The sequence below is a fragment of the Mesorhizobium sp. RCAM 05099 genome (assembly GCF_059683685.1).
The window spans coordinates 4,222,475-4,249,176 of the sequence record NZ_CM185035.1 but is presented as its reverse complement, the minus strand read 5'-3'; the positions used below and the strand labels follow the sequence as shown (position 1 = coordinate 4,249,176).

At 62.9% G+C, this 26,702-nt stretch carries 29 protein-coding genes; 14 read left to right on the top strand and 15 right to left on the bottom strand.

Annotation, left to right across the window (positions count from 1 at the left end; translation table 11 throughout):
• Positions 1–20: 20 nt before the first annotated feature.
• Positions 21–1,109 carry an ABC transporter ATP-binding protein gene (locus AC56QQ_RS21095; RefSeq protein WP_497123222.1) on the bottom strand — a complete coding sequence of 363 codons (1,089 nt, stop codon included), beginning with the start codon at positions 1,107–1,109 and terminating at the stop codon, positions 21–23.
• 262 nt (positions 1,110–1,371) lie between these two features.
• Here AC56QQ_RS21095 and AC56QQ_RS21090 point away from each other — a divergent pair, with 262 nt between their 5' ends.
• On the top strand, positions 1,372–2,085 hold the full coding sequence (locus AC56QQ_RS21090; RefSeq protein WP_091578163.1) for a GntR family transcriptional regulator: 714 nt from the start codon (positions 1,372–1,374) through the stop codon (positions 2,083–2,085).
• Between the two features lie 104 nt (positions 2,086–2,189).
• Here AC56QQ_RS21090 and AC56QQ_RS21085 read toward each other — a convergent pair whose 3' ends face one another.
• Positions 2,190–3,416, bottom strand: coding sequence for a GNAT family N-acetyltransferase (locus AC56QQ_RS21085; protein WP_497123221.1), 1,227 nt, complete (start codon positions 3,414–3,416; stop codon positions 2,190–2,192).
• Between the two features lie 91 nt (positions 3,417–3,507).
• Between AC56QQ_RS21085 and AC56QQ_RS21080 the strand changes: the two genes are divergently transcribed.
• Positions 3,508–4,566, top strand: coding sequence for a polysaccharide deacetylase family protein (locus tag AC56QQ_RS21080; RefSeq protein ID WP_489860949.1), 1,059 nt, complete (start codon positions 3,508–3,510; stop codon positions 4,564–4,566).
• A 22-nt stretch (positions 4,567–4,588) separates the two neighbouring features.
• On the opposite strand, the gene AC56QQ_RS21075 is transcribed toward AC56QQ_RS21080, so the two are convergent.
• Complete coding sequence (locus AC56QQ_RS21075) at positions 4,589–4,804, bottom strand: DUF2842 domain-containing protein (RefSeq protein ID WP_489860950.1); 216 nt, start codon at positions 4,802–4,804, stop codon at positions 4,589–4,591.
• A gap of 197 nt (positions 4,805–5,001) precedes the next feature.
• On the opposite strand from AC56QQ_RS21075, the gene AC56QQ_RS21070 reads away from it, so the two are divergent.
• Positions 5,002–6,093, top strand: a complete 1,092-nt coding sequence (locus AC56QQ_RS21070) for a COX15/CtaA family protein (RefSeq protein WP_489860951.1) — start codon at positions 5,002–5,004, stop codon at positions 6,091–6,093.
• A 19-nt stretch (positions 6,094–6,112) separates the two neighbouring features.
• Here the strand turns inward: AC56QQ_RS21070 and AC56QQ_RS21065 are convergent, their stop codons facing one another.
• The 3 genes from AC56QQ_RS21065 to speB all read right to left on the bottom strand — a co-directional run bounded on the left by AC56QQ_RS21065 (position 6,113) and on the right by speB (position 8,567).
• Positions 6,113–6,427, bottom strand: a complete 315-nt coding sequence (locus tag AC56QQ_RS21065) for a hypothetical protein (RefSeq protein ID WP_489860952.1) — start codon at positions 6,425–6,427, stop codon at positions 6,113–6,115.
• A 172-nt stretch (positions 6,428–6,599) separates the two neighbouring features.
• Positions 6,600–7,526, bottom strand: coding sequence for an N-acetyl-gamma-glutamyl-phosphate reductase (gene argC / locus AC56QQ_RS21060; RefSeq protein WP_489860953.1), 927 nt, complete (start codon positions 7,524–7,526; stop codon positions 6,600–6,602).
• Between the two features lie 30 nt (positions 7,527–7,556).
• On the bottom strand, positions 7,557–8,567 hold the full coding sequence (gene speB / locus AC56QQ_RS21055; protein ID WP_497100779.1) for an agmatinase: 1,011 nt from the start codon (positions 8,565–8,567) through the stop codon (positions 7,557–7,559).
• Between the two features lie 124 nt (positions 8,568–8,691).
• Between speB and AC56QQ_RS21050 the strand changes: the two genes are divergently transcribed.
• Both AC56QQ_RS21050 and AC56QQ_RS21045 read left to right on the top strand, forming a co-directional pair.
• The gene (locus AC56QQ_RS21050; RefSeq protein ID WP_489860954.1) at positions 8,692–9,900 is read left to right on the top strand and encodes an acyltransferase family protein; all 1,209 of its coding nucleotides are present in this window, start codon (positions 8,692–8,694) and stop codon (positions 9,898–9,900) included.
• 151 nt (positions 9,901–10,051) lie between these two features.
• The gene (locus tag AC56QQ_RS21045; protein WP_489860955.1) at positions 10,052–11,104 is read left to right on the top strand and encodes a glycerophosphodiester phosphodiesterase family protein; all 1,053 of its coding nucleotides are present in this window, start codon (positions 10,052–10,054) and stop codon (positions 11,102–11,104) included.
• Between the two features lie 181 nt (positions 11,105–11,285).
• Here AC56QQ_RS21045 and AC56QQ_RS21040 read toward each other — a convergent pair whose 3' ends face one another.
• Positions 11,286–12,164 carry an aldo/keto reductase family oxidoreductase gene (locus tag AC56QQ_RS21040; protein ID WP_489860956.1) on the bottom strand — a complete coding sequence of 293 codons (879 nt, stop codon included), beginning with the start codon at positions 12,162–12,164 and terminating at the stop codon, positions 11,286–11,288.
• A gap of 91 nt (positions 12,165–12,255) precedes the next feature.
• Between AC56QQ_RS21040 and AC56QQ_RS21035 the strand changes: the two genes are divergently transcribed.
• Complete coding sequence (locus AC56QQ_RS21035; RefSeq protein WP_489860957.1) at positions 12,256–13,155, top strand: LysR family transcriptional regulator; 900 nt, start codon at positions 12,256–12,258, stop codon at positions 13,153–13,155.
• Between the two features lie 99 nt (positions 13,156–13,254).
• Here AC56QQ_RS21035 and rpsI read toward each other — a convergent pair whose 3' ends face one another.
• The 3 genes from rpsI to AC56QQ_RS21020 all read right to left on the bottom strand — a co-directional run bounded on the left by rpsI (position 13,255) and on the right by AC56QQ_RS21020 (position 14,883).
• A complete protein-coding gene (gene rpsI, locus AC56QQ_RS21030; protein WP_091578186.1) occupies positions 13,255–13,737 on the bottom strand; it encodes a 30S ribosomal protein S9 in 483 nt (160 codons plus the stop codon).
• A gap of 1 nt (position 13,738) precedes the next feature.
• Positions 13,739–14,203 carry a 50S ribosomal protein L13 gene (gene rplM / locus AC56QQ_RS21025; RefSeq protein ID WP_010915638.1) on the bottom strand — a complete coding sequence of 155 codons (465 nt, stop codon included), beginning with the start codon at positions 14,201–14,203 and terminating at the stop codon, positions 13,739–13,741.
• A 215-nt stretch (positions 14,204–14,418) separates the two neighbouring features.
• Positions 14,419–14,883, bottom strand: a complete 465-nt coding sequence (locus tag AC56QQ_RS21020) for a PaaI family thioesterase (RefSeq protein WP_497123220.1) — start codon at positions 14,881–14,883, stop codon at positions 14,419–14,421.
• Between the two features lie 153 nt (positions 14,884–15,036).
• On the opposite strand from AC56QQ_RS21020, the gene AC56QQ_RS21015 reads away from it, so the two are divergent.
• The 6 genes from AC56QQ_RS21015 (at position 15,037) to AC56QQ_RS20990 (ending at position 19,343) form a co-directional block, all read left to right on the top strand.
• A complete protein-coding gene (locus tag AC56QQ_RS21015; protein WP_489860960.1) occupies positions 15,037–15,858 on the top strand; it encodes an enoyl-CoA hydratase in 822 nt (273 codons plus the stop codon).
• 2 nt (positions 15,859–15,860) lie between these two features.
• Positions 15,861–16,283, top strand: coding sequence for a VOC family protein (locus tag AC56QQ_RS21010; RefSeq protein WP_489860961.1), 423 nt, complete (start codon positions 15,861–15,863; stop codon positions 16,281–16,283).
• 10 nt (positions 16,284–16,293) lie between these two features.
• The gene (locus tag AC56QQ_RS21005; protein WP_497123219.1) at positions 16,294–17,058 is read left to right on the top strand and encodes a GNAT family N-acetyltransferase; all 765 of its coding nucleotides are present in this window, start codon (positions 16,294–16,296) and stop codon (positions 17,056–17,058) included.
• Positions 17,045–17,566: a CoA-binding protein gene (locus AC56QQ_RS21000; protein WP_489860963.1), complete on the top strand. Its 522-nt coding sequence runs from the start codon at positions 17,045–17,047 to the stop codon at positions 17,564–17,566. Before AC56QQ_RS21005 ends, AC56QQ_RS21000 begins: the two co-directional genes overlap by 14 nt.
• Positions 17,567–17,711: 145 nt before the next feature.
• The gene (locus AC56QQ_RS20995; RefSeq protein WP_269905688.1) at positions 17,712–18,992 is read left to right on the top strand and encodes an O-acetylhomoserine aminocarboxypropyltransferase; all 1,281 of its coding nucleotides are present in this window, start codon (positions 17,712–17,714) and stop codon (positions 18,990–18,992) included.
• A gap of 6 nt (positions 18,993–18,998) precedes the next feature.
• On the top strand, positions 18,999–19,343 hold the full coding sequence (locus tag AC56QQ_RS20990) for a cupin domain-containing protein (protein WP_497123218.1): 345 nt from the start codon (positions 18,999–19,001) through the stop codon (positions 19,341–19,343).
• Positions 19,344–19,363: 20 nt separating this feature from the next.
• On the opposite strand, the gene AC56QQ_RS20985 is transcribed toward AC56QQ_RS20990, so the two are convergent.
• The 3 genes from AC56QQ_RS20985 to AC56QQ_RS20975 are packed head-to-tail and all read right to left on the bottom strand — an operon-like array spanning position 19,364 to position 22,466.
• The gene (locus tag AC56QQ_RS20985) at positions 19,364–20,071 is read right to left on the bottom strand and encodes a transporter substrate-binding domain-containing protein (protein WP_497123217.1); all 708 of its coding nucleotides are present in this window, start codon (positions 20,069–20,071) and stop codon (positions 19,364–19,366) included.
• 52 nt (positions 20,072–20,123) lie between these two features.
• Complete coding sequence (locus AC56QQ_RS20980; RefSeq protein ID WP_497123216.1) at positions 20,124–21,155, bottom strand: hypothetical protein; 1,032 nt, start codon at positions 21,153–21,155, stop codon at positions 20,124–20,126.
• A 60-nt stretch (positions 21,156–21,215) separates the two neighbouring features.
• Complete coding sequence (locus tag AC56QQ_RS20975) at positions 21,216–22,466, bottom strand: cytochrome P450 (RefSeq protein WP_497123215.1); 1,251 nt, start codon at positions 22,464–22,466, stop codon at positions 21,216–21,218.
• A gap of 104 nt (positions 22,467–22,570) precedes the next feature.
• On the opposite strand from AC56QQ_RS20975, the gene AC56QQ_RS20970 reads away from it, so the two are divergent.
• Positions 22,571–23,674 carry an NAD(P)/FAD-dependent oxidoreductase gene (locus tag AC56QQ_RS20970; RefSeq protein ID WP_497123214.1) on the top strand — a complete coding sequence of 368 codons (1,104 nt, stop codon included), beginning with the start codon at positions 22,571–22,573 and terminating at the stop codon, positions 23,672–23,674.
• 30 nt (positions 23,675–23,704) lie between these two features.
• Here the strand turns inward: AC56QQ_RS20970 and AC56QQ_RS20965 are convergent, their stop codons facing one another.
• Together AC56QQ_RS20965 and AC56QQ_RS20960 are read right to left on the bottom strand one after the other, a co-directional pair.
• Positions 23,705–25,084, bottom strand: coding sequence for a pyridoxal phosphate-dependent decarboxylase family protein (locus AC56QQ_RS20965; RefSeq protein ID WP_497123213.1), 1,380 nt, complete (start codon positions 25,082–25,084; stop codon positions 23,705–23,707).
• A 49-nt stretch (positions 25,085–25,133) separates the two neighbouring features.
• Entirely contained in the window at positions 25,134–25,724 is a 591-nt protein-coding gene (locus AC56QQ_RS20960; protein WP_489860970.1) for a hypothetical protein, read from the bottom strand.
• 328 nt (positions 25,725–26,052) lie between these two features.
• On the opposite strand from AC56QQ_RS20960, the gene clpP reads away from it, so the two are divergent.
• Entirely contained in the window at positions 26,053–26,682 is a 630-nt protein-coding gene (clpP, locus tag AC56QQ_RS20955) for an ATP-dependent Clp endopeptidase proteolytic subunit ClpP (protein ID WP_256750838.1), read from the top strand.
• Positions 26,683–26,702 lie beyond the last annotated feature (20 nt).

The window sequence follows — 26,702 nt, the reverse complement described above, 5'->3', positions numbered from 1 at the left end:
CTTGTTTTGCTTCGTTGACGTCATGAATGAAGGCGGCCGAGGACGATCGCGTCTTGCGGATCCCAGGCGAGCGGTACGGCGTCGCCGATGGCGACCGGTTTGGCGAAGAAGTCGGAATCGTCGACGATGACCGTGAAATCGCCGATGCCGGCGCCAGTGACGGAGAGCTTCACCGTGGCGCCGCGGTATTCGATGTTGGAGACGATGCCTGTGAAGCCGAGGCCGGGCGAGGGTGCGACGCCGATGCGCACATGGTCGGTGCGGATGGCGATGTCGATCGGCTGTCCTGCTTCCTGTGACTTCCCGCTGGCGGCGAGCGAGCCACCGCCATTGACATCGAAGACGACCATGCCGTCCTGGCTGCCGGTGACACGGCCGGAGATGACATTGTGGTCGCCCATGAAGCGCGCGACGAAGGCGGTGGCCGGTCGCTCGAACACGTCGCGCGGCGGGGCCGCCTGCTCGATGCGGCCGTCATTCATCACCACGATCAGGTCGGCAAGCGCCATCGCCTCCTCCTGGCTGTGGGTGACGTGGACGAAGGTGATACCGAGCGCGGTCTGCAGTTTCTTCAACTCGGCGCGCATGCGGATCTTCAGGAAGGGATCGAGTGCCGACAGTGGTTCGTCGAGCAGCAGCGCCTCGGGATCGGTGATCAGCGCACGCGCCAGCGCCACACGCTGCTGCTGGCCGCCGGAAAGCTGCGCGGGGCGGCGCGTGGCATAGGCCTCCATCTGCATCAGCTTGAGCATATCCAGCGCCTTGGCGCGGCGCTGTTCCTTGTCGACCCCCTTCATCTTGAGGCTGAAGGCGACATTGTCGATGAGGTCGAGATGCGGGAACAGCGCATAGGACTGGAACATCATCGCCGTGCCGCGCTTGGCCGGCGGCAGGTCCGTCACGACGGTGTTGCCGAGTCGGACATCGCCGCTGGATATGCTCTCGTGGCCGGCGATCATGCGCAGCGTCGACGTCTTGCCGCAGCCGGAAGGGCCAAGCAGGCAGCAATAGGTGCCGGCGGGGATCTTCAAGCTGATGTCCTCGACGGCGGTCGTCGTTCCATAGACTTTCGAAACGGACACGAGGTCGATTTCGGCGGCTTTGGACATCAGGCTTCCCCGTTTGGTCGCATTAACCAAAGCATCATGCGTGCCAATCGCGAGGTGAGTGACCAAGCAATTGAATCGTCGGCAAAATCTGGATTCTGGATCACCGCCCGCAGAATGGGCTGGGTTGTGCGTTGCACAAATTATGAGCTATTGTGGGCGATATGCACAAAAATCGTATGCAATCTTTTTTGCCTTCGTGTTCACTTTGCCTCTCGTGCTGGCCTCGCGAGTCGCGTTAGAAGGGGGCAGGACAATTTCCGCCATGAACATCGCCGACCAGGTTTATTCAGCCGCCGACAGCGCCACGCAGGATCGCGCCCAGACGATCCGCGACCAGCTGCGCGACGCCATTGTCGATCGCCGGCTGGCGCCAGGCACCAAGCTGTCGGAAGGCGAGGTCGGCACGTTGTTCGATGTCTCCCGCACCGTCGCACGCGCGGCCCTGCAGATGCTGTCCTTCGAAGGGCTGGTGCGCACCGAGCGCAACCGTGGCGCCTTCGTGGCCAACCCGTCTCCTGAGGAGGCGCGCCAGGTATTCGCCTCGCGCCGGCTGATCGAGCCGGGCATCGCCATCGCCGCCTGCGGGCGCGTTACCGCCGCCGACATCGTCGCCTTCAAGGCGCAGCTCGACGAGGAGGGGCGCTTCATCGCCGAACGCGGCCCACATGCGCGACGCTCCGAAATCAAGGCGTCGGGCGATTTCCATCTGCTGCTGGCCTCGGTTGCCGGCAATGCCATCCTGCAGCGCTTCATGGAGGAGCTGGTGGCGCGCTCGTCGCTGGTCATCGCCCTTTATGGACGATCCGGCGCGTCAGCCTGCGGGCATAGCGAGCACACCGGCATTGTCGGTGCGCTGGAGAGCCGCGATTCCGGGCTGGCGAGCCGGCTGATGCTGCACCACATCGACCATATCGAGGCGGATCTCGATCTGCGCGTCAGGGCCGGCCCCGCGCTCAGGGAAGCCCTGAATTTCTGAAGCCCGGAGCATGATCCCGGAAATGGGTGCCGGTTTTCGGAAAACATCCATGCTCGAAAGACAGTTAGAGCCTCAGCCCGATTCCGCCGGGATGAAAGGGGGCTCTAGCTTTCGTCCTCGGTGCGCGCCGCTGTCTGTCCCACCGCCTTGCGGCGCACCATCTTGGTCAGCTTCCAGACTGTCGGGCTGTTCTTGATGAAGGCCTTCAGCCGCGCACCTTGCCGGAGGGTGAGCGCCAGCACGCGGCCCTTCAGGGTCAAGGGAAACAGCACTTCGAAATGCTGGGTTTCGATATCGCACCACAGCCGTTTGTAGGGCTCGTCGCCGACGGAGAAATCATAGACCTCGAAACCGGTCTCGCAGGCTTCCTGGATGTTGTCGAAGAACAGGAAATCGCCCGGGCTGGTGTGGCCGAGATCGTCCTCGGCGATCGCTCCGAACTCGCAGATCAGGCGCCTGCCCGAACGGCTCGACCCTGTGATGGCACGCAGCTTGCCGGCAACCTCGAGCCCGTGCAGCACGAAGGAAGGCTTGTCCTCGGCAAGCGCTTGCGTGAACAGCGCGCGGAAGAAGCCACGCACTTGCTCGTCGGCGAAGACGTTAGTGATGCCCATCTTGCGGAAGCGGAACTCCTTCATCTCGAAGAAGGCGTCGAGCAGCCTGTTCACCTCGTCCGCAGTCGTGGCCTCGATGCGGCGATGGGCGCCGAAGGCCTCGAACTTGCGCATCTGCGAGCGGTGCTTCTTGCGCTTGCGCTTGCCGCTGGCGCGCAACAGCAGCGCATCGAAGCCATCGCAGAGGTCAACAGCCAGCGACAGATTGGGGCTGGCGAAATGGTCAAACGAGGCGAGTGGATTGGCGACGCCATCGAGATCGGGGAGCAATCTTTCCAGTGCCAGGAGGTCGATGTCCGGACGTGCCTTGGCAATGGCGGTCAGCATCGATCGGATGGCCGGGATATCCGGCCTGGCCAGCCATTGCGGATCGACGGCGATGAAGTTGCCGTTGGCGTGGCGCCCACCCAAGAAGCGGGCGACGCGGAACGGTCCGGTGCGGCTGACCTCCAGGGCCAGCGAGAAAACCGGCCTGCCTTCGGCGCTCAGTGTCGCGACAAGCAGATCCGGTCCGAGCTGCACGACCCAGTTCAGGATCCAGGCAGCACTCTGCGCCGGCGCAAACAGCGCCGAGCGGCAGAACTCGGCATAGGCCGTGAGGCCCTCGGCGGACACCACGGATGTCGACGGCCCGGCCTGGTCCCGCGGCAAGGCGCGGGGCGACGCCTCGGTTGCCGCAAGCCGATTGCCGTCAAATGACGCTGTTGCGTCAACCATACCTCAATCCTTAGGGCGTATTGATCGCGATTTGGGGGTTCGCGTAGGCGCATTCCGTGCTTGGATCAGCCTAGGCGCAAAAGGTGAATGAATGATCGACGGAGGCGAGGCAATCCGGAAACTGGCGCTGAACGTCGCCCGCTATACCGGTCTCGCACCGCTGGCCAAGCCGTTCATCGGCGGCATTGGCGCCATCCTGATGCTGCACCGTGTGACCGCGACACCGGAAAAGCCTGACAGTGTCAACCGGCATCTGAATATCGCGCCCGGCTTCCTTGACGCCGTGATCGCCGACATGAAGGCAAGCGGTTATGCCTTCGTCTCGATGGACGAAGCGGTTGAGCGCATCAAGGCAGGCGGCAAGGGCGGTCAGTTTGCCACCATCACCGCCGATGATGCCTATCGTGACAACATGACCGAGGCACTGCCGGTGCTGGAAAAGCACGGCGCGCCGATCACCATCTATGTCGCGCCCGGGCTGATCAGCGGCACCGCCGATCTGTGGTGGGATGTGATCGAGGACATCGTCAATGCGGGCACCCGCCTGACCTTGAACACGCCAGGCGGCCCGTTGGCGATCGATTGTTCGACCCCGGCCAAAAAGCTTCAGGCCAACGCACGCCTGCACGCCTACCTCACCTCGGAAGTCCGCGAGGAGGACCTGCGGGCCGTGCTGCGTGACTTGGCGAATGCAACAGGCGTCGACGCTGACGGCCCGCGTCTGCGGACACTGATGAGCTGGGATGAAATCCGCGGCATGGCCGCGCATCCGCTGGTGACGATCGGCGCCCATACGATCAACCACAGCAATCTGAAGCGGCTTTCCGAAGCCGATGCACGGCACGAGACCGGCGCCGTGCGCGGCCTTCTGCAGGCCGAACTCGGCGAAGAACCGCGCCATTTCGCTTATCCCTATGGCTACGCCAGCGCGGTAGGCTGCCGCGAAGTGGGGTTCGCCCGCGACGCCGGCTATACCTCGGCCGTGACGACGCGCCACGGTGTGTTGCGCGCCGAACATGCCGGCTTCCTGCACGCATTGCCGCGCATTTCCGTCAACGGCCGCTACCAGAGCCTCGCCCACATCCGCACCATGCTGTCGGGCGTGACGACCCCGCTCGCCAACGCCGGCAAGATGCTGGTGACAATCTGACGCCAGCAGGCGGGCTTCCGGCTCAGCGCTTGGCCCGTGGCTCCAGCATCAGCCACTTGATGATGCCCATCGCCGGCAGTACCCACAGCAGGCCGCTCAGCAGGAAGAACAGGAAGTGCACCCACGGCCCCGACTCCGACAGCCGGGCGACCGCGAAGATCGATGCGAGCAGCGCATAGATGATGACCAGCGCCACCAGCAGAAACATTCCGATCAGCTTTTTCAGGCGCACGGGCATGGTTAGCCTCCTGGTCGAGGCTGCCGGGAACCCGGACAAGGATCCCGGCAAGCTCAGGGTGTTGGCCTCGCATAGGCCTTGACGCGAAGCGGTGCAACCCGGCAGACGCGGCGCGACGGCGTGCCGCGCCGCCTGGTCTTGCCAGCAGGGATACGATGGTCCACCAATCCGGGAAACCAACCTGCCGGGACAAGACCATGGCTGCCATATCAGCTGCCGCGCCATTTGTGGCCCGCGATCGCGACCTGCACAACCGAGTGCTGCTGCGCGGCTGGCTCTATGTCGTGCTTCTGGTGCTGTTCGCGCTGGTGCTGGTCGGCGGCGCCACAAGGCTCACCGATTCCGGCCTGTCGATCACCGAGTGGAAGCCGATCCACGGCGTCATACCGCCGCTCAACGATGCTGAGTGGCAAGAGGAATTCCAGCTCTATCAGCAGATCCCGCAATATGCCGAGCTCAACAAGGGCATGAGCATCGAGGCGTTCAAGTCGATTTTCTGGTGGGAATGGGCGCATCGCATCCTGGCGCGCAGCGTCGGCCTGGTCTTTGCCTTGCCGCTGCTGTTCTTCTGGGCAACGCGCCGCATCGAACGCGGCCTGGGGCCGAAACTGGCGGGCATTCTCCTCCTTGGCGGCCTGCAGGGCGCCATCGGCTGGTGGATGGTGGCCTCCGGTCTGGTCGACCGGGTTTCCGTCAGCCAGTACCGGCTGGCGACCCACCTAACGCTGGCGGCGCTGATCTTCACGGCGACCATGGTCGTTGCACGCGGGCTGGCGCCGCATTCCGAACCCGCCGCCGATCGTTCGACGCAGAGACTGGCCGGCTTCATCGTGCTTCTGGCGCTGATCCAGATCTATCTCGGCGGTCTGGTGGCCGGGCTCGACGCGGGCCTGAGCTACAACACCTGGCCGCTGATGGACGGCAAGCTGATACCGGGTGATCTACTGATCCTCGAGCCGGCGTGGCGCAATTTCTTCGAAAGCCCGAAGACGGTGCAGTTCGTCCATCGGCTGGGTGCCTACACGGTTTTCGCCGTCGCGCTCTGGCACATGATCGCGACGCGGACGCGCCTGCCGGGCTCGACCCACGCCCGCCGCGCGACGCTGCTGTTCCTGCTGGTGCTGGTCCAGGCCTCGATCGGCATCGGCACGCTGCTGATGCAGGTGCCGCTGCATATGGCGCTGACACATCAGGGTTTTGCGCTTGTCGTGCTCGGTTTTGCCGCCGCGCATTGGCGCGGCACCAAGGGTGCCTATCCCTTGTCGCACGAAATCGCGCTCAGGAACTGATCCCGAGCTGATCTGACAGTTACATCCAGAAGGCGTTCGACGGTGTCTTCTTCTCGCCGTCGAATTCCGCCTGACGCAACGCGGCGGCGGACGGTGCGGATTGGCCTTGATCGGCCTTGGCTGCCTTGTCTGCGGCCTTGAGCGCATCAAGCTTGGCCTTCAGCGCTGCGATCTCCTGCTGCACCTTGGCGGCTTCGACCTGGTCCTTGATCGCCTTGGCTTCGTCTTCCTTGGCCTGGATCTGCTTTTCGAGCGCGGCCTCCTGGGCTGCGTTGCTCGACGAGATCGACGAGGAATATTGGGTTGCCGAGGAACCCGAGATCGCGCTGACCATGACAAATTCCTAGTGGAAGCCAGGACAGGTCAGTAAACCATCATGGTGAACATGCGGTTACCACAGGGCGAAGCGCCCTCGCGCCGCACTTTCCAGATGCGGCTCGAAAAGGTCTCAGTGATGAGTTCGCACGCGCTGACGTTCCAGGGCACCGGAAATGCCGGTGAGTCCATCAGAGACCGAGCATCAGGTCCATGTTCTGGACGGCCGCCCCCGAGGCACCCTTGCCGAGATTGTCGTAGACTGCCAGCAGCAGCGCCTGTGCGCGTTTGTCGTTGGCGAAGACGTAGACCCTCATCCGGTTGGTGCCGTTGTAGATTTCCGGATCGATCTCCGGCATGCGCTCCAGATGCACATAGGGCGCCACCTCGACCACGCCGCCCTGGATGGCAGCGAAATGGTCGGCAATGGCCGCGTGAAGCTCGGCACCCGTCGGCACATGGTCGAGGCCGCCAAGCTGCAGCGGCACCACCGTGATCATGCCTTGCGCGAAATTGCCGACCGCCGGCTGCATGATCGGGTCATGCGACAGCCTGGCATAGGCCCTCAGTTCCGGCACATGCTTGTGCTGCAGGGTGAGGCCATAGGGCAGGAATTCCGAAGCGTCCTCGCCCTTGGCGACATAGTCCTCGATCATCGGACGTCCGCCGCCCGAATAGCCCGAAATGCCGTTGACCGTGATCGGGAAATCCGCCGGCAGCAGGCCGGCGGTGACCAGCGGCCGCAATGTGGCGATCGGTCCTTGCGGCCAGCAGCCGGGGTTGGCGACGCGCTTCGCCGAGGCGATCGTCCTTGCCTGTTCCTTGTCCATTTCGGCGAAGCCATACGCCCAGCCTTCGGCCACGCGATGCGCCGTCGACGCATCGATGACCTTGGTGGTGCCGTTGGCGATCAGCGAGACGCTTTCCTTCGCCGCCTCGTCCGGCAGGCACAGGATCGCGATATCGGCGGCATTGAGGAATTCGGCGCGCGCCGCCGTTTCCTTGCGGCGCTCGGCAGGAATGGAAATGATCTCCAGATCGCCGCGCTCGGCAAGCAGCGCCCGGATCTGCAGGCCGGTGGTGCCGTGCTCGCCGTCGATGAAGATTTTCGGTTTCATTGCCTGATCAAATTCCCTGATATTTCAAGACTATATGCCTTGACCATGATTCACCGCGGCACCGTTGTGATTGCCGTTGTTGTTCATCTCTTCAAGCCGGGCCTTTCGCTCCGCCAGCAGGCCGAGATACTGCATGGCCACCATCGAGCCGGCGATCGCCGTTATATCGGCGTGATCATAGGCCGGCGCAACCTCCACGACATCGGCGCCGACAATATCGACTTGGGTAAGCTGGCGCAGCGTCGACAGGATCTTCGCCGAGGACGGCCCGCCCGCGACCGGCGTGCCGGTGCCGGGCGCATAGGCCGGATCGAGGCAGTCGATGTCGAAGGTGAGATAGGTCTTCCTGCCGCCGGTGCGGTCGACGATGGCGTAGGCGATGTCGGACGCCCGCATCTCCTCGATCTCGTGGCCGTAGAGGATCTTGATGCCGAATGTGTCAGGCGCATGGGTGCGAATGCCGATCTGGATCGAGCGATCTGGATCGATGATGCCTTCATTGACGGCGCGGCCGACGAAGGATCCATGGTCGATGCGCTTGCCGTCGTCCGGCCAGGTATCCTGGTGGGCGTCGAACTGCACTAAAGCGAGCGGACCGTGGATGGCGGCATGGGCCTTGAGCAGCGGCCAGGTCACGAAGTGGTCGCCACCCAACGTCAGCAGGAAGGCGCCCGACTTCAGGATCTTCGCCGCCTCGCGTTCGATCGTCCCCGGCGTCTTCTGGTGGTTGCCCGAGTCGAGCAGGCAATCGCCATAGTCGACCACCGCCAGATGCTCGAACAGATCGCGTGAAAACGGGTATTGCGGGTCGTTGTCGAGGATCGCCGAGGCGCGGCGAATCGCCTGCGGCCCGAAACGGGCGCCGGGCCGGTTGGTGACGGCGGCGTCGAACGGAATACCCCATACCACCGCGTCCGCGCCCTTCACGTCCTTCGTGTATTTGCGCCGCATGAACGACAGCGCGCCGGAATAGGTCGGCTCGAGGGCGCCCCCCGTTTTGGACCGGGCGGTGAAGGCGTGGTCGATATTCTTGTTCGCCATTACGGATCCTCGTTTTTCATCGGGGTGCAACAACTACAGAAGCGGCACGGAAGATGCCAGTCACAGCTTGGCGAGACGAAATGGCGCCGCTCGAGTGCCACGGCAAGACAGGATTTGTATCATCATGACGCAGACGGCGTTCCTCAATCCTTCTCGCGCCGTGTTGTCGACCCACGCCGGCACGATCGCGGGCGAGCGCTTCCTGGTTCTCGATTCGTGGCGCGGCATCTGCGCGCTTCTGGTGGCGCTGTTCCATTTCCCGACCGCGTCGATGGTTTCGCAAAGCGCCTTCATCGGTTCGTCCTACCTTTTCGTCGACTTCTTCTTCGTTCTCTCGGGTTTCGTCATCGCCAGCAGTTACGGCAATCGGCTGAATGAGCCGGAAGAGGTCGCGCGCTTCGCCCTGGTCCGTTTCGGCCGCATCTACCCGCTGCATCTCATCATGCTCGCCGCCTTTGCCGGTTTCGAGCTGCTGCGGCTGATGCTGCCGCAACTCCATGGCGCCGGCGCTGCTCCTTTCACCGGTGGCTTCGATCTCAAGAGCCTGGTTGCCAACCTGCTGTTGCTGCAGGGTGTCGGTTTCGAGGATCGATTGACCTGGAATGCGCCAAGCTGGAGCATTTCGGCGGAGTTCTTCGCTTATCTCCTGTTTGCGGGCGTGGTCTTCGTCGCCGGCGCGCGCGCCTGGGTATGGTTCGTCGCGGCTGCGGTCACCGCGCCGCTGTTCCTGCTCGGATTTTCGACCCATCATATGGATGTGTCTTTCGATTTCGGCTTCATCCGCTGCCTGTACGGCTTCTCGCTGGGTGCCCTGCTGGCCTGGTTTCAGCATGATTCCATTGCAGGGGCGCGACAGGCGCTCGCCAGGGGTGGCCCACGCATGGCCTGGACCCTTGCCGAGATTGTCATGGTGGCGGTCATCGTGCTTTTCGTCTCGCTGGCGGGCGACAGTGATCTCGGCATCGCGGCGCCCCTGGTGTTCGCGCTGGCGCTGTTTCTCTTCGCCCATGAAGGCGGCTGGATCAGCGCCTTGCTCAGGACCCCGTTCATGCTGACGCTTGGTGCGCTGTCCTACTCGATCTACATGGTCCATATCTTCGTCCAGTCGCGGCTGATCAACGTCGCCGGGCTCGTCGAGCGCAAGCTCGACCTGGGCCTGATCGGTGACATCGTGCTGCGCGGCCAGCCCGCGACGGGCTTTGGCGCCGGCTGGATGGGGTCCGTGGCGATCATCGTCATGCTCGTCGCCACCATCGCCGTTTCCTGGATCACCTGGCGCTTTGTCGAAATGCCGGCCATGGCGTGGTTCCGCCGGCTATCGAAACGCATCTGACGCTCAGCTCTCGCGAGCATGATCCCGAAAAGTGGCGACCGGTTTTCGGAAAGGATCATGCTCAAACAAGATATCGGCTAGCCGGCTTCGTTCACCTGGATGTCACGGGCTTCGCCTATCCGGGTCTCGATCCGGCAAGGAGCGATTCTCGATGCGAACCGTCTGGCTGAGCCTTCTGCTTTCCACCGCGCTGATGGCGTCTGTTGGCGCGGCTGGTGCCGAAGAGAGCCGCGCCAGGCAGATTCTCGACCGCTTCGAGCACGCCAACCAGTGGCGCGACCATGTCATGGTGGCCGCGCATCGCGCCGGCAGCATGCAGGCCGGCAAGACGCTCTATGCGGAAAATTCGATTGCCGCCGTGGAAGGCTCGATCGCCATGGGCGCCGAAATCGTCGAGGTCGACATCAGGCGCTCGAAGGACGGCGAGTTCGTCGTCATGCATGACAGCTGGCTCGACCGCACCACGACCTGCAAGGGCGAGGTGGTCAAGTACACGCTGGCGGAACTCAAGACCTGCCGGCTGGTGGTCGAGGGTACCGGCGCCGTCACCAATGAGACGGTTTCGACGCTGCGCGAGATGCTGACGACAACCAGGGACAGGATCCTCATAAACCTCGACAACAAGCTGGAGGTCGGTGACCTCTCAGGCATGATCGCCGTCGCCCGCGACCTCGGCACGGCCGAGCAGGTCATCGTCAAGGAGAACCTGTGGAATCCACAGCGGATTGCTACGGTCAAGGCGGCCATGGGTGCCATCGGCGGCGGCTTCCAGTTCATGCCGATCATCGCCGATGACGCAGTGCATGATGCTGGTTTCGCCGAGACTGTCGACCACGCCTTCTCGCCGCGCGCGATCGAAATGATCAACTGGCGGGCCGGCGCTGAGAAACTGACCGAGACCGGCGGACCGCTGTTTAGCACCCGCATGCGGGCGGCCGCGGTGCGGGGCGACTGGCACATCTGGGCCGACACCTACGCCATCGTCAACAAGCCGGGCGGCTTCCTCGCCGGCGGCCGCGGCGACGAACTGGCGGTCCGGGCCAGCCTGCCGCGCGAAAGCTGGGGTTTCTGGGCCGATCGCGGCGCCACCATCATCCAGACCGACGAGCCGAAGGCGGCAATCGACTGGCTGGCGGCAAATGGCTACCGGGTGCCTTATGCCGAACCGCACATCGAGTCTGCCGCAACCGCCAGCATCAATTGATTTGCTGCCACTCGGCACATCATCGCGGGCTGCGCTCTGCGCATTCCTGATCATCCGAGATGCGGATCATTCCGCCGGATAAGAATGCTCTACGCAAAAGGCCGCCCGGAGGCGGCCTTTTCAAGATCGTTGGTCAGATGCTGCTATCGCCGGGTGCCTGGCACAACCGGATGCCGTGTCGTCAGCTTGAGGCGACGCTCGCTATGCTGTCCAACTCCCCGAGCACATCATCCGAAAGCTCGAGTTCGCCAGCGGCGAGGTTCTCCCGCAGATGCGCGACCGACGACGTGCCGGGGATCAGCAGGATGTTGGGCGAACGGTGAAGCAGCCAGGCGAGCGCGACCTGCATGGCGGTTGCGTCAAGGCGCTGCGCTACATCAGACAGCGTCGAAGACTGCAGCGGGTTGAAGCCGCCGAGCGGGAAGAACGGCACATAGGCGATGCCGTCACGGGCAAGGTCGTCGATCAGGGCGTCGTCATCGCGATGCGCCAGATTGTACTGGTTCTGCACGCAGACGATCTCGGTGATCCGGCGTCCCTCCGCGATCTGCGCTGACGTCACGTTGCTCAAGCCGATATGCCTGATCAAGCCCTGCCGCTGAAGCTCGGCCAGCACGGTGAGCGGCGCTTCGATCGACCCTTCGGCGGGACCATGGGTGTCGAACATGATCCGCAGGTTGACCACGTCCAGTGCCTCAAGGCCGAGATTGTGCAGATTGTCGTGCACCGCCTGGGTCAGCGCCTCGGGAGAGAAGGCCGGCAGCCACGATCCATCGGTGCCGCGCTTGGCGCCGATCTTGGTGACGATCACGAGATCGTCCGGGTAGGGTGACAGCGCTTCGCGGATCAGCCGGTTGGTGACGTGCGGGCCATAGAAATCGCTGGTGTCGATGTGGTCGACCCCTTGGACAACGGCCTCGCGCAGCACGGCCAGTGCCGCGTCATGGTCCCTGGGCGGCCCGAACACACCGGGCCCGGCGAGTTGCATGGCACCATAGCCAAGACGCTTCACGGTGCGGCTGCCGAGGGTGGATGTTTCGGCCTGGTCGATATTGGGCATGAGTGGTCTCCTTTGAGGAGACGAAGATAGGCGCTGCTCAATCTCGGGATAATCAGGTACAATCCACACAGGCTGTGCGGAATGGCGAACAATGATGGACCTCAGCGATCTGAATGCCTTCGTGGTGGTGGCGCGCGCCGGCGGTTTTCGCGATGGCGCGCGTGCGAGCGGCGGCAGCGCCTCCGGCTTGAGTGAGGCGGTGCGACGCCTCGAGGCACAGCTCGGCGTCAGGCTGTTCAACCGCACGACGCGCAGCGTTGTCCCGACCGAGGCGGGCCTGAGCCTGCTTGGACGGCTCGGCCCGGCGCTGTCGGAGGTGGAGGCGGCTCTGGACGTGTTGAATGGCTTTCGCGACAGGCCGGCGGGCTCGTTGCGTCTGAATGTGCCGGTCAGCGCGGCGCGACTAATATTGCCCGATATCGTTCCGGACTTCCTCGCCGCGTATCCTGGCATCCGGCTGGAGGTGATCGCCGATGAGAACTTCGTCGACGTGCTGGCGGCCGGGTGTGACGCCGGCATCCGCTACGACGAACGGCTGGAACAGGACATGATCGCGGTGCCGATCGGACCGCGCCTCCAGCATTTTGCTACCGCCGCCAGCCCCGCCTATCTCGATCGCCATGGGCGCCCTGAACACCCGAGCGACCTGCTCGGCCACGCTTGCCTGCGCGGCCGCTTTGCCAGCGGTTCGATGCTGCCGTGGGAATTCGAGCGTGACGGCGAGGTGGTGCGGGTCGATCCGACGGGGCCACTGATCGTGCGGATCGGTGGGGCGACCGATCTTGCCGTCCATGCGGCCATCGCCGGCACCGGCATCATCGGCCTCTTCGAGGGCTGGCTTCGCCCTTACTTCGAAGACGGTGCCCTCGAGCCCGTGCTCCAACCATGGTGGCAGAGTTTTCCCGGACCGTTCCTCTATTATCCCGGTCGGCGCCTCGTGCCGGCCCCGCTGCGTGCGTTCATCGACTTCATCAAGGCCGGTAGACCCTGAGATTTTGTTGTCATTCGACGGGTGCGGCTGCTGTCTGGTGAGTTGCAAAAGAAAGGCCGCCCGGAGGCGGCCTTTCGATTGTCTGAAGCTGCGTAGCGTTTAGCGCTTCGAGAACTGGAACGAGCGGCGGGCTTTCGCCTTGCCGTACTTCTTGCGCTCGACGACGCGGCTGTCGCGGGTCAGGAAGCCACCCTTCTTGAGCACGGCGCGCAGCGTCGGCTCGTAGTAGGTCAGCGCCTTGGAGATGCCGTGACGCACCGCGCCGGCCTGGCCGGAGAGACCGCCGCCGACAACGGTGGCGACAATGTCATACTGTCCCGAACGGTTGGCGGCGATGATCGGCTGGTTGAGGATCATCTGCAGGACCGGACGCGCGAAATAGGTCGCGAATTCCTTGTCGTTGACGACGATCTTGCCGGAACCCGGCTTCACCCAGACACGCGCGATGGCGTTCTTGCGCTTGCCGGTGGCATAGGCGCGGCCCGACTTGTCGAGCTTCTGGACGTGGACGGGGGCCGCCGGCTGCGTGTTGGTGTTGCCGGTGGCGGCGCCCAGTTCTGCGAGCGAGGAAAGCTCAGCCATCTTATGCGACCTTCTTGTTCTTGGAATTCAGCTTGGCCACGTCGAGAACCTCGGGCTGCTGGGCGACATGCGGATGCTCGGCGCCTGCATAGACGCGCAGGTTCTTCATCTGGCGACGGCCGAGCGGGCCACGCGGGACCATGCGCTCAACGGCCTTCTCGACGACGCGCTCGGGGAAACGACCCTCGAGCAGCTGGCGCGCGGTGCGCTCCTTGATGCCGCCGGGGTGGCCGGTGTGCCAGTAATAGACCTTGTCGGTGAACTTCTTGCCGGTGAACACCACCTTGTCGGCATTGATGACGATGACATTGTCGCCGTCGTCGACATGCGGGGTGAAGGTCGGCTTGTGCTTGCCGCGAAGATGATTGGCGATGACAGTGGCGAGACGGCCGACGACGAGACCCTCGGCGTCGATCAGGATCCACTTCTTCACCACATCCGCAGGCTTCTGCGAAAAGGTTGTCATGGTTTTCTGCTTTCGGTTCGGACCTTCGCGAGGAAGGCGTTTCTTGTTGCTTGGATTGGCGATGAGACGCTGTCCGTCGCCAATAACAAAACGGCGGCCTTTGCGGGCCGCTGCTTCGTGAGGGCTTATAGGCGAGGGCTGTTGTTGCGTCAAGGCGCGTGAAAAGTCTGGTAACAGGTAAAATGCAGCAAAAACAATGGTTTGAATAAAAGGTATTATTTTACCACATCGTCCTTTCGCTTCGGTGGGATCGAGTAGGTGCCCGTTGCGTGCGCGATCGTGTGCCCGTCCGGGCCGGCGACGATGTCTATGTCGAACACCATCAGGCTCTTTCCCAGTTTCACAATGCGGCAATGGCCGTCGATCGGTCCGGCCTCGGCCTTGCGCACGAAATTGATGTTGAGATTGGTGGTGACCGAGAGCGCATCGGGCCCGGCATGCGAAAGCACACAGACATAGCCGCCGATGTCGGCCAGCGTGAACAGTGACGGGCCGGACACCGTGCCGCCGGGACGCAGGTGCCGTTCGCCGGCATTGAGCCGCACAACGCAGCCGCCTGGGAACACGTCGATCGCCTCGTAATATTTGAACTGCTCATTGAGTTGCGGATAGACGGTTTCCATCAGCACATTGACTTGCGCCGCGGTCAGCACGGGCGTGAGATTGGTCTGGGCAGGCATGTCGGCCTCTCGTGTTGCACCAGCCTGTATGAGCGCAGCACGGCGTTTCTGGCAACAGCTCCGTCGCTTGGCGCAAGCGATGGAGTGTTGGATGAAAACCGATCCGGTATTAGATACTCTGCCAGCCCGAGCGGAATCGAGGAGACCTTATCCATGGCCGAAATCCTTGCCATCAAGCCTGCCGCCGTTGACGGTCCGGTCGCCGCGCGGCTGGACAAGGGCGTGCTGCGGCTGACACTTACCAATCCACCCGCCAACGCCTTGTCGCTTTCGGTGATGGCGGCGCTGATGGCGGAACTCGACCGCGCCAACGCCGACAGGGCCGTTCGCGTCATCGTGCTGTCGGCGGCCGGCAAGGTGTTCTGCGCCGGCCATGATCTCAAGGAATTGACCGCGCGCCGCGCCGACGCCGATCGCGGCAAGGCCTTCTTCGAAGAGACGTTTGCGGCCTGTGCCGCACTGATGCAGGCGATCGTGCGTCATCCCTTGCCGGTGATCGCCGAGGTGGACGGCCTGGCCACCGCCGCCGGGTTGCAACTGGTCGCCAGTTGCGACCTGGCGATTGCCTCGCATGAGGCGACCTTCTGCACGCCGGGCGTCAACATCGGCCTGTTCTGCTCGACGCCGATGGTGGCGCTGTCACGCAACGTGTCGCGCAAGCATGCGATGGAGATGCTTCTGACCGGCGAGACGATCGATGCGGCAACAGCCAAAGAGTTCGGCCTCGTCAACCGCGTCGTGCCGCGTGAATATCTGAATCAGATCGTCACCAAATACGCGCAAACCATTGCTTCCAAATCATCTTTGGTGGTGAGGACCGGCAAGGAAGCCTTTTACGCGCAGGCCGAAATGGGGCTGGCGGACGCCTATGCCTACACCGGCCGCGTCATGGTCGAGAACATGCTGGCGCGCGACGCGGAGGAAGGCATCGGCGCCTTCATCGGCAAGCGCAAGCCGGAGTGGTCGGACGCGTAACCGTGGAACCGCGCATCTCCATCATAACGATCGCTACCGACGATCTTGAGCGCGCGGTGCGCTTCTATGAGGCGATGGGCCTGACCCGTCATGCCGGCATCACCGACGGTGTCGCCTTCTTCCAGATGGGCGGTGCCATTCTCGGCCTGTTCCCGCGCGCAAGCGCCGAGGAGGATTCGGGCGTCACCTTCGCCAGAGCGCCGTCGGCGGTCTACCTCGCCTACAACACCCGTTCCGACGCCGAGGTCGACGAGGTGCTCGCCATGGCCGAGAAGGCCGGCGGCCGCATCGTCAAGCCGGCCGGCCGCGCCTTCTGGGGCGGCTGGTATGGTTACTTCGCCGATGCGGATGGGCATGTCTGGGAAGTGGCGCACAATCCGGCCTTTCCGATTGCCGAAGACGGCACGATTTCGTTGCCCGGTTGATGGCTGGCGAATGACCGCCAGCGACGATGATCTCAATTGGCGCATCGAGCAGGCTTGCCGCGAAGGTTGGCCAGCCGCGGTTGAGACCGTCGCGGATGGCTGGCTTCTGAGACGATCGGGCGGACGAATCCGGCGCACCAATTCGGTCAACCCGCTGCACGGCAAGCGCGGCGCGCCCGACAGGGTGCTTGCGGCCGCCGAGGCGTTCTATGCCGGTCACGGCCAGACACCGCTGTTTCGCGTACCCGACATTGCCGCCGAGATGGATGTGGTCCTTGGCCGTCATGGGTACGACGTTGAAGGCGGAACGATTCATCTGTTCGCCGGCATTGAAGAGTTCAAGGTATCGCGCGACGTGGAGGTCGTCATTTCGGCGACGCCAAGCAAAAAGTGGTTCGAAGCGCGGTTCCGCATGGCTGCCTATGACGATAATGATCGCCGCATCTTTCGCGAGATGACCGGGCTGATCATCGGCGACCGGGCATTCGCGTCTTGCGAACGCGACAGCGAAATTGCCGCCTTGGCCTATGGCGTCATCCGCAATGGCCTGCTTGTGGTGGAATCGGTTGAAACCGACGGCCGCTTCAGGCAGCAAGGCTTGGGTCGTAGGACGGTAGGCGGGCTGATTGACTGGGCGCGGCGGGCAGGTGCGTTGGCTGTATGCCTGCAAGTGGTTGCCGACAACGCAGCCGGCCGCGCACTCTATGCCTCGCTCGGGTTCAATCGTGAACTCTACCGATATCACTACCGCAGGAAGCCGCATGAACCACGATAGCTACGACAACGCCTACATCGCCGGCATCCTCAATTCGGTGAAGACCATTGCCATGGTCGGCGCATCCGCCAACGACGTGCGACCGAGCTATTTCGTGCTGAAATACCTGCTGGCCAAGGGCTTTTCGGTGTTCCCGATCAATCCCGGCCAGGCCGGCAAGGAAATCCTCGGCCGGATGACCTATGCCAGGCTGGCCGATATTCCGGAACCGATCGACATGGTCGATGTCTTCCGCAATGCCGCGGCTGTGCCCGGTATCGTCGATGAGGTGTTGCGGCTCGATCCCTTGCCGAAAGTGCTTTGGATGCAGCTTGGCGTGCGTAATGACGAAGCCGCCGCCCGCGCCGAAGCCGCCGGCATCAAGGTGGTGATGAACCGCTGTCCCAAGATCGAATATGGCAAGCTGTCCGGCGAGATCGGCTGGACCGGCGTCAACTCCGGGGTGCTGTCATCGAAGAAGCCGCTGATGCGCTCGGGATTCCAGAGTTTCGGCGTGCGCCAGAAGTAGACGAAAAATTATTCCAGGAAGAATTAGGTTTTCTCGCGCGTTCACCGCGGATCGTCCACCGAAAGGTATTTTCTTCTTTGCATTCACGTACGGGCTTCGCCAAGAATGCCCGGCGATTTCAGAGTTTCAAAAAGGGAGGTTTTCGATGACCCGTACGCCCGGTTTCAACACGCTCGCCGTCCATGCGGGCGCCAAACCCGACCCGGCCACCGGCGCGCGCGCCACGCCGATCTACCAGACGACCTCCTTCGTCTTCGACGATGCCGATCATGCCGCTTCGCTGTTCGGGCTGAAGGCCTTCGGCAACATCTACACCCGCATCATGAACCCGACGCAGGCGGTGCTGGAAGAGCGTCTTGCGGCGCTGGAGGGCGGAACGGCCGCGCTTGCGGTCGCGTCCGGCCACGCCGCGCAGGTGATCGTCTTCCACAATCTGATGCAACCGGGCGACAATTTCGTCGCCGCCAACAAGCTCTATGGCGGTTCGATCAACCAGTTCGGGCACGCCTTCAAGAATTATGGCTGGGAAGTGCGCTGGGCCGACACCAATGACATCTCGACCTTCGAAAGCCAGATCGACGACAGGACCAAGGCGATCTTCATCGAGAGCCTCGCCAATCCGGGCGGCACCTTCGTCGACATCGAGAAGATCGGCGACATCGCGCGCAAGCATGGCCTGCCGCTGATCGTCGACAACACGCTGGCTTCGCCCTACCTGATCCGGCCGATCGAGCATGGCGCCGACATCGTCGTGCATTCACTGACCAAGTTCATTGGCGGCCACGGCAATTCGATCGGCGGCGCCATCGTCGATGGCGGCACTTTCGACTGGTCGAAGTCGGGCAAGTACCCGATGCTGTCGGAACCGCGCCCGGAATATGGCGGTCTCGTCCTGCATGAAACCTTCGGCAACTTCGCTTTCGCCATTGCCGCGCGTGTGCTCGGCCTGCGCGATCTCGGCCCGGCGATCTCGCCGTTCAACGCCTTCCTCATCCTGACCGGCCTGGAAACCTTGCCGTTGCGCATGCAGCGCCACTGCGACAATGCGGTGACGGTCGCCGGCTGGCTGTCCAATCACCCCAAGGTCGCCTGGGTGAATTATCCCGGCCTGCCGAGCGACAAGAACAACGCGCTGCAGAAGAAGTACTCGCCGCTAGGCGCCGGTGCGGTGTTCACCTTCGGCCTCAAGGGCGGCTACGAGGCTGGCGTCAAATTCGTCGAGGCGCTCGAACTGTTCTCGCACCTCGCCAATGTCGGCGACACCAAGTCGCTGGTCATCCACCCGGCGTCGACGACCCACCGCCAGCTTTCCGACGAGCAGAAGGTCAAGGCCGGTGCGGGTCCGGACACCGTGCGGCTCTCCATTGGCATCGAGGACGTCAACGACATCGTCGCCGACCTCGAACAGGCGCTTGCCAAGGTCTGATTGCCCATGGCCGCGTTTCTTTCCGTCGACACCAAAAACGTCGAACCCGAATCTGGCGCGCCGGCGCCAGATCGGTTGATCTCTGGCGATCCCAAATTCCGCACCTGGAACGTCGAGGAGCGGGAAGGCGGCCTCTACGCCGGCATCTGGGAATCGACCCCTGGCAAATGGCGCATCGTCTATGACGAATGGGAGTTCTGCCACATCCTGTCCGGCATTTCGGTGATCGCGGAAGACGGCGGCGATGCCCGCACCGTCCGAACCGGCGACAGTTTCGTGCTGAGGCCCGGCTTCAGGGGCAGCTGGGAAGTGCTTGAAACGACCCGCAAGGAATACGTGATCAAGCTTTGATCATTTCGCAGCACCCAGCCTCACAAAAGGCGATCGATATCGGCATCGGAAAATCCGTATCCGCTCATCATTTCCCGGTGCCAGGGACTTCCCAACAGTTCGCCCAGGCTTGAGTCGATGCGTTGGCGCAGAGCCGTATTGTTTTTGGCCACGGCGAAGGCGCCGGCAGCCGGCTGTTTTTCGGTCGCCGGAACATCAATGACGGCAAGAGGTGCCTGCGGCCACCGGGCGAGATAGCCCCGGTGCGCCAGCGCAACACTGGCATAGGCATGCACCGTGCCGGCCGCTACAGCCTCCGCCGCGGCCGCTTGTGTGGCGAATATCCGGATCCGCTCCGGCGCAACGCCATTTTGCAGCGCCGTCTGATGTTGGATTTGGCCGGATATGACGCCGGTCAGCGCCGTCCGATCCTCGGCCACCGACCGATAGCCGCGAAAGCCACGAGGATTGCCTTTGGCGACCAGCAACCCGTCCTGCAGCACCCAGATCGGCCGCGTGAAGTCGACAACTCTCCTGCGCTCGTCCGAGATGAACAGGCCGGTGGTCATGTCCCAGCGGTTGCCAGCCAATCCGGGAAGCAGTTCGGCAAACTCGGTTTCGATCGGCAGGAAGGCATCGAGCTTCAGCCCCTCGCACACCTTCCCGGCGAGTTCGGCATCGCAGCCGAGGAGATTGCCGCCGGCATCCCTGAAGCAGAAGGGCGGCTCCTGCAAAAAGGCAAATCTCATTGTCTCGCCCATGGGGTCCGGTCCCCGCAATGTTTGAACCAGGCTGCGTTGCCTACTTCGCCGGGAACTGGCTGAGGCAAGCTTCTGACGCCTGGTCGTGGAAGGTCAGAATGTCGGCGTCCCGCGTCTCGATGTCCGCGTCGGAGATCTCGTTGCGATAATACTGCGTCAGCAGATCGAGTCCCGTTTGCGTGACCCCTTGCGTGGGGAGTTCGCGGGCAATGCAACCGCACAGACCGAGCGCTCGGTCAGGTGATCCAATCTTGCGATTTGTCAGGATGAAATCCTGCGCTGGGCAGGCATCCAGGAAGGCTTCGAAGTCAAGCTTTTGCTGCGGCTGGTCGCCGTGCTTGAAATAGGCCGGCTGCCAATGGCTTTTGCCACTTACGACGCTGCAACCGGTTCCGACATCCTCGGCATCCTTGAGCAGGGCGAGCCATGCCTTTTCCTTCTCGCCATTCGGATAGGCGAAGTTTTCGCCCATCGAGGCCGTATAGGTGTCCAGGCTGGCCTGGCTGAAGCCGATTGTCTGAAACCGGTTGAACTGGCATTGGCACTCACCGGCCACCTGCTCAGCTTCACCCTCCTCGGGCTGCTCGCTCGACTTGGATTTCTGGCAAGCCGCCAGGAAGGCGACACCGTCGAGCGACGTGGCAGGGAACGTCGAGGAATCCGCATAATGATCGCCTGTCCAACTGGCCAGTACTTGGTCGAGTTGAAAGTCGATGAAGCCGTTGCGCTTGAAGGCGCCGAAGCCGACTTTAGCGGGATCGGCAAGCCTTGCGCCCGGGATGTCGCCTAACACCTCGCGATAGCTGTCGCCTTCCAGCACGAAAATGAAAAGTCCGCATTTCACCCCATCGCAAGCGGGATCGGCGACATAGACATAGAGTTCGGAAAACCCGTCGAGGTTGAAATCGGCCTCATAGGCCCAGAACCTGTTGGCGGGCACGGCGGCACCGGTCTGGCGTTCAATCAGAATGCTCGCCAGCTTCCTTGCCACCGCGTCGCTGTTTTCTTGCGGGATGTTTTCCTGCTGTTGCTGAGCCCAAGCGCTGGCAAGGCTCGCCAGCGCGATGCCCAAAGCCAACGCGACCGTGCGTATCGAAATGCCCCTCATCTCGCAGCCCCAGGCCCGCGATCGTCAGAAGCCGACGGCGAGCGTTTCCAGCCCATGGAAATGATAAGTGTCGCGGAAGCGCGGCTGTTCGGCAAGATGGAGTCGCGGGTGCCGTCCGAACAAAGTTTTCAGCGACACCTGCAATTCGAGCCGGGCGAGCGGCGCACCGATGCAGAAATGGATGCCGGCGCCGAATGACACGTTCTTCTGGTCCGCACGATCCGGCCGGAAGGCGAGGGGTTCGGCGAAGGCGCGCGGGTCATGATTGGCCATGCCAAGCAGCAGGCCGATCGTCTGGCCCGGCTGCACGACGATGCCGGGCGCGATTTCGATCTCCTGATAGGCGTAGCGGGTAAACATGTGCAGCGGCGCGTCGAAACGCAGGCATTCCTCGACCGTTGCCGCGGTCGCTTCGGGCGAGATGAAGAAGCGGCGCGGGTCGCCGCCTTGGGCGAGGATCGTGCGGACCGCGTTGCCGGTCTGATGCACCGTCGCTTCGTGGCCGGCATTGAGCAACAGGATCGCCGAGGACACCAGCTCGTCCTCCGACAGCTTCTGGCCATCCTGCTGCGCCGAGATCAGCAACGACAGCAGGTCGTCGCCTGGGTTTTTGCGTCGCTCGGCGACATAGAGGCGCAGGAAATCGGTAAATTCGCCCGCGGCACGGTTGGCCGTCTCCTCGGTCTCGCGCGTGCGGCCATGCATGTACATCGCAACCATCCGATGCGACCAGTCGAGCAATTGAGGCCCCATCTCGACGGGCACGCCGAGCATCTCGGCAATGATGGTGATCGGCAAGGGAGCCGCGAAGGCAGGCAACAGGTCGACGGATTTGTCCGGTTCGAAACGGTCGATCAGCTCGTTGGCGAGGGCTTCGACACGCGGCCGCAGCCGTTCGATCTGACGCGAGACGAAGGCACGGTTGACCAGCGTTCTGAGCCGCGTGTGCACCGGCGGCTCCAGCTCCAGCATCGAGTTGGCTTCGATGCCGTCGAAGGCGCTCAGATGGCTGCGATCCTGGCCGATGCCGCTTCTGTCGGGAACGCCGGCCGGGTTCTGGCGGCCGAAGCGGCGGTCGCGCAACAGCCGGTTGACGTCGTCGAAGCCGCCAAAGCACCAGAAGCCGAATTCTTCCCAGAAAAATGCATTCGATGCGCCGTGCAGAAAGGCATAGGCCTCATACGGGTTCTGGAAGAAGGCCGGTTCATGCGGATCAAGCCGCAGATGGCGGGTGGCTGGATCAAAGGCCAGGTAGGGTGGCGTCAATTTGGTCATGCCAGATCATTAGCGCGGCTTGTCAGCTCGGTGCCAGACCGTATGTTGGCGCCCGACACCCAATGAGTTGAGCCAGCCGATGCGGCTGCGGAAAGTCTGATCTGATGAATGTGATTGTGGTCGGTGCTGGGATCGCCGGGCTTTCAACGGCGTGGTCACTGGTCAAGGCTGGACACAGCGTCTCGATCGTCGAACAGGGGCCGATCCCCAATCCATTGGCCGCGTCGGGCGATCATCACCGCATCATTCGCCGCGCCTACCGGGCCGGAACCGGCTATGGCCGGCTGATCACCGAAGCCTATCAGGCCTGGGACGAGATGTGGGCCGATCTGGGTGAAAAACACCTCGATGCGCGCGGATTTGTCTGCATTTCGCGCGAGCCTGGCGACGAGGCCGAGGAATACCGCGAGGGCTTGGAAGAGGGCAATTTCCCGTTTGAATTGCTGGAGCCGGACGCGGCCGTCGAACGCTGGCCATTTCTTGAGGCTGGCTCATTCCGTTACGCTTATTATTCAACCGAAGGCGGCGCGCTGCATTGCCGCAAGATCGCGTCCGGCCTGGCAAGATGGCTGCGCGCCAACGGCGCCAATGTCTACGAGAACAGTAAGGTCGTGGAAGTCGATGCCGAAGCCGGCCATATCGTGCTTGCTGGTGGCGAAACCATGCAGGCCGACCGCGTCGTCGTCGCTGCCGGCGCCTGGGTGTTGAAACTGTTCCCGGAACTGGGCGGCGAGCTGAAGACATATCGAACCGCGCTCGCCTATGTCGAACCGCCGGCGGACCTCGATGCGGCCTGGCAGGCAGCGCCGGTGGTCCTCGATATCGGCGGCGCTGTCGATGGCTATGTGATCCCGCCCTCCGGCGGCGCCGGGATGAAATTCGGTTCGGGATTGCACCGGGTGCCGACCAGCGATGCCGACTGGAACCGGCAACCGGTGGCAGGCGAGGGCGAGGCGATCCGCAATCTGTTTTCGCCACCGGTCGCCCGTATCGGGGAGTATCGGGTGACGGAGGTCGTCACTTGCGCCTACACCTTCACCGCCGACGAGAAATTCATGGCGCACGAGAAGGGCAAATGCCTGATCGTCTCGGCTTGTTCGGGCCATGGTTATAAATTCGGTGCGGCGGTCGGCAGGCGGGTCGCGGCTTGCGTCGACGACGGCAATGTCGCTGGCCTGAAGGCATGGCTGCGGGCGGAGGTGGCTTGAGGCGCAAGCCAGGTAGAAGGCAACGGCGGCTTAGCGATTGAGCTCGTCGGCGGCGGCAATGACTTCCGACACGATCGCCCGCACGTCCTCTGGCGTCGTTCGGTGATTGACGAAACACGCCCGCAGCGCGAACTGGCCGTTGATCGTTGCATTTGACAGGTACACCCGGCCACGCGCGATCACGCGGCGCAGGATCGCTTCGTTGCTCTTCGAGCGGTGGCGGAAACAGACTGCGCTTAGCGATACAGGGGCAAGCTGTTCCAGCTCCGGATACAACGCGATTGTCTGCGCCAATAATTGTGCGTGATGGAGATCGCGCGTGATGGCTTCGCGATAGGCACTGCGCCCGTGATACTGCAGCGACATCCAGAGTTTCAGCGCGCGGAAGCGTCGAGAAAGCTCGATCGACTCCTCGAAGAAGGCAAACGCTTCCGTAGGGTCTTCACTCAGGATCCTGACATAATCGTCGCTGTGCGAGAAAGTCGTGCGCGCGACATCTGGATGACGATTGAGCAGGCAGCCGCAATCGAGTGGCTGATACAGCCATTTGTGCGCGTCGAGCGACAGAGAATCCGCCGAAGACAACCCCTGGAACTTTTCCGGCACCGCCAGAGCCGCCAGTCCCCCATAGGCACCATCGACATGCATCCATAGCGCCTCCCTCCGGGCAATGTCTGCAATTTCGGGGAGGGGATCGATCGCGCCGGAGACGATGGTGCCGACCGTGGCCACGATGGCGATCGGCATGTTTCCAGCCTCGCGGTCGACGGCAATGGCCGCCTGGAGGGCATCCGGTCGCATCCGGAATTTGTCGTCGACAGGGACCAAGCGAAGGTTGTTTCTGCCGATGCCCAGCAGTGCGACAGCCTTGGGAATGGACATGTGCACTTGTTCGGAAGCATAGATCACGCAGGGCCGTGCGCCTGTTTCGTTGGCTGGCTGCTTCGCTTCACGCGCCATCGCCAACGCCATGAGGTTGGCCGACGAGCCGCCGCCGCACAGGCTGCCGGTAAATCCGGCGCAGCCGACAGCCTCCGCCAACCATCCGACAACGGCGCGTTCGATCGACGTCGCCGCGGGAGCCGACCGCCACGACGTCACATTCTGATTGAGCACCGCGGCCAGCAATTCTCCCAGCGCGCCGACCGGTTCGCCTGAGCCGACGACGTAACCGAAGAATCTGCCGGTGGCAGGTCGCACATGCTCTGACATCGACTTGAAGTCCTGCAAGACTTCCCGACCACGACCGTTCTCCAGCCAAGGACGCGAGAAGAGTTCGGTCGTATCCTCGCCGCTGGTCGAGGGGTACGCCCGACGCTCCTCGAGGGACGCCCAATAGCTTTTGGCCAGTTCCAGGGCCTCTTCCGCGAGATCTGATAGTTCTTGATTGGAAACTTCCAGGTCGCGCATGTCCTCAGCCCAACGGAAATTCGCTGCGGCGCAGGCTACGCGATGGCCGCTAATCCTGGCAATGCCTCGGAATATGCACACGCCGCCAGCCTGACGACCCTTCGCGGATCAGCACGCGCCGCGCGACGGTCTGGTAGGAGGCGGGAACATCGATGAAGCGCCGTTGTTCCGGCTGCACCAGCACCTCTTCGGCAATCCGGTCGTACTGCGCCGGGATGACGACGCGCCGCGTGCGTTCCGGCTGGATCACCACGGTCTCGGCGACCCGCCCGTAACGCGCCTTGTGCCAGATCTTGCACAGCACTCGGCGGCCGTGGATGACACGCCATTCCCAGGAATAGCCGCCATCATCGACCTGGACCGTATGGTAGACGGTACGGGTGACGGCGGGCACGACCTCGTAGGTCACCTGTGCCGGAACGGTCATCACCACGCGCTCGCGGGTACCGTAGATCGCGGGGACGTAGTCGACCTGCTGGCCGGGCGGGGTGACCATGACGTCTTCGTAGACCGTGTCGTAGACGGCCGGCGTGCGGACAGGTTCATAGCATTCGGCGGCGAGGCCGCCGGCCGCCGTTTCGGAAATCGTGCCGAGCATGGTCAGCCCGGCAATGGTGAAGCATGCGGTTTTCCCGGACATGACACTGCCCCTGTTTGAACTCTACGCACAAGTTCAACGTTGAATTGTAGAGGAAGCATTTTCGGAGAAAAGCGGTTTCCGCGCATTTCGTTAAGCGACTGGGTTAAGAAACTGCTACTGGATCACCAGTGTCGCCAGCGGGAGACGGCGCCAGCCGATAAATCCTGTCAGCGTAACCTTGATCTGACTTACCCAGATGGCTAGGACGGGTCGGCCTTGCACAAGGATGAGCCGGCATCCTATTTACGGAACAACGATCCAGACCGATTCTGCCCGACTTGCCAGCCTTCCCGGCGCCGGAATCCCACCGCGAGATAAGAGATAACTGATGAAGAACCCCGTCGAAACCTACATGAACCTCGTTCCGATGGTGGTCGAACAGACCAATCGCGGTGAACGGGCCTACGACATTTTCTCCCGCCTCCTCAAGGAGCGCATCATTTTCATCACCGGTCCGGTCGAGGACGGCATGGCGACGCTGGTCTGCGCGCAGCTTTTGTTCCTCGAAGCCGAGAATCCGAAGAAGGAAATCAACCTCTACATCAATTCGCCGGGCGGCGTCGTCACCTCGGGCATGGCGATCTACGACACCATGCAGTTCATTAAGCCGGCCGTGTCGACGCTCTGCATCGGCCAGGCGGCCTCGATGGGCTCGCTGCTTCTGACCGCTGGCCACAAGGACATGCGCTTCGCCACGCCAAACGCCCGCATCATGGTTCACCAGCCATCAGGCGGCTTCCAGGGTCAGGCCTCCGACATCGAGCGCCACGCCCAGGACATCATCAAGCTGAAGCGTCGCCTCAACGAGGTTTACGTCAAGCACACCGGCAAGAGCTACGAAGAGATCGAGAAGACGCTGGACCGCGACCATTTCATGACCGCCGATGAAGCCAAGGATTTCGGCCTCATCGACAAGGTCATTTCGTCGCGCGAAGCGGCTGAAGGAGCTGTGGCATAAGGGCTTGTTGGCAGTTGGAT

Bases quoted from the DNA above. Each gene is read 5' to 3' on its own strand.
- AC56QQ_RS21095 (WP_497123222.1), bottom strand. From the start codon at position 1,109: ATGTCCAAAGCCGCCGAAATCGACCTCGTGTCCGTTTCGAAAGTCTAT.
- AC56QQ_RS21090 (WP_091578163.1), top strand. From the start codon at position 1,372: ATGAACATCGCCGACCAGGTTTATTCAGCCGCCGACAGCGCCACGCAG.
- AC56QQ_RS21085 (WP_497123221.1), bottom strand. From the start codon at position 3,416: ATGGTTGACGCAACAGCGTCATTTGACGGCAATCGGCTTGCGGCAACC.
- AC56QQ_RS21080 (WP_489860949.1), top strand. From the start codon at position 3,508: ATGATCGACGGAGGCGAGGCAATCCGGAAACTGGCGCTGAACGTCGCC.
- AC56QQ_RS21075 (WP_489860950.1), bottom strand. From the start codon at position 4,804: ATGCCCGTGCGCCTGAAAAAGCTGATCGGAATGTTTCTGCTGGTGGCG.
- AC56QQ_RS21070 (WP_489860951.1), top strand. From the start codon at position 5,002: ATGGCTGCCATATCAGCTGCCGCGCCATTTGTGGCCCGCGATCGCGAC.
- AC56QQ_RS21065 (WP_489860952.1), bottom strand. From the start codon at position 6,427: ATGGTCAGCGCGATCTCGGGTTCCTCGGCAACCCAATATTCCTCGTCG.
- argC (WP_489860953.1), bottom strand. From the start codon at position 7,526: ATGAAACCGAAAATCTTCATCGACGGCGAGCACGGCACCACCGGCCTG.
- speB (WP_497100779.1), bottom strand. From the start codon at position 8,567: ATGGCGAACAAGAATATCGACCACGCCTTCACCGCCCGGTCCAAAACG.
- AC56QQ_RS21050 (WP_489860954.1), top strand. From the start codon at position 8,692: ATGACGCAGACGGCGTTCCTCAATCCTTCTCGCGCCGTGTTGTCGACC.
- AC56QQ_RS21045 (WP_489860955.1), top strand. From the start codon at position 10,052: ATGCGAACCGTCTGGCTGAGCCTTCTGCTTTCCACCGCGCTGATGGCG.
- AC56QQ_RS21040 (WP_489860956.1), bottom strand. From the start codon at position 12,164: ATGCCCAATATCGACCAGGCCGAAACATCCACCCTCGGCAGCCGCACC.
- AC56QQ_RS21035 (WP_489860957.1), top strand. From the start codon at position 12,256: ATGATGGACCTCAGCGATCTGAATGCCTTCGTGGTGGTGGCGCGCGCC.
- rpsI (WP_091578186.1), bottom strand. From the start codon at position 13,737: ATGGCTGAGCTTTCCTCGCTCGCAGAACTGGGCGCCGCCACCGGCAAC.
- rplM (WP_010915638.1), bottom strand. From the start codon at position 14,203: ATGACAACCTTTTCGCAGAAGCCTGCGGATGTGGTGAAGAAGTGGATC.
- AC56QQ_RS21020 (WP_497123220.1), bottom strand. From the start codon at position 14,883: ATGCCTGCCCAGACCAATCTCACGCCCGTGCTGACCGCGGCGCAAGTC.
- AC56QQ_RS21015 (WP_489860960.1), top strand. From the start codon at position 15,037: ATGGCCGAAATCCTTGCCATCAAGCCTGCCGCCGTTGACGGTCCGGTC.
- AC56QQ_RS21005 (WP_497123219.1), top strand. From the start codon at position 16,294: ATGACCGCCAGCGACGATGATCTCAATTGGCGCATCGAGCAGGCTTGC.
- AC56QQ_RS21000 (WP_489860963.1), top strand. From the start codon at position 17,045: ATGAACCACGATAGCTACGACAACGCCTACATCGCCGGCATCCTCAAT.
- AC56QQ_RS20995 (WP_269905688.1), top strand. From the start codon at position 17,712: ATGACCCGTACGCCCGGTTTCAACACGCTCGCCGTCCATGCGGGCGCC.
- AC56QQ_RS20990 (WP_497123218.1), top strand. From the start codon at position 18,999: ATGGCCGCGTTTCTTTCCGTCGACACCAAAAACGTCGAACCCGAATCT.
- AC56QQ_RS20985 (WP_497123217.1), bottom strand. From the start codon at position 20,071: ATGAGATTTGCCTTTTTGCAGGAGCCGCCCTTCTGCTTCAGGGATGCC.
- AC56QQ_RS20975 (WP_497123215.1), bottom strand. From the start codon at position 22,466: ATGACCAAATTGACGCCACCCTACCTGGCCTTTGATCCAGCCACCCGC.
- AC56QQ_RS20970 (WP_497123214.1), top strand. From the start codon at position 22,571: ATGAATGTGATTGTGGTCGGTGCTGGGATCGCCGGGCTTTCAACGGCG.
- AC56QQ_RS20965 (WP_497123213.1), bottom strand. From the start codon at position 25,084: ATGCGCGACCTGGAAGTTTCCAATCAAGAACTATCAGATCTCGCGGAA.
- AC56QQ_RS20960 (WP_489860970.1), bottom strand. From the start codon at position 25,724: ATGTCCGGGAAAACCGCATGCTTCACCATTGCCGGGCTGACCATGCTC.
- clpP (WP_256750838.1), top strand. From the start codon at position 26,053: ATGAAGAACCCCGTCGAAACCTACATGAACCTCGTTCCGATGGTGGTC.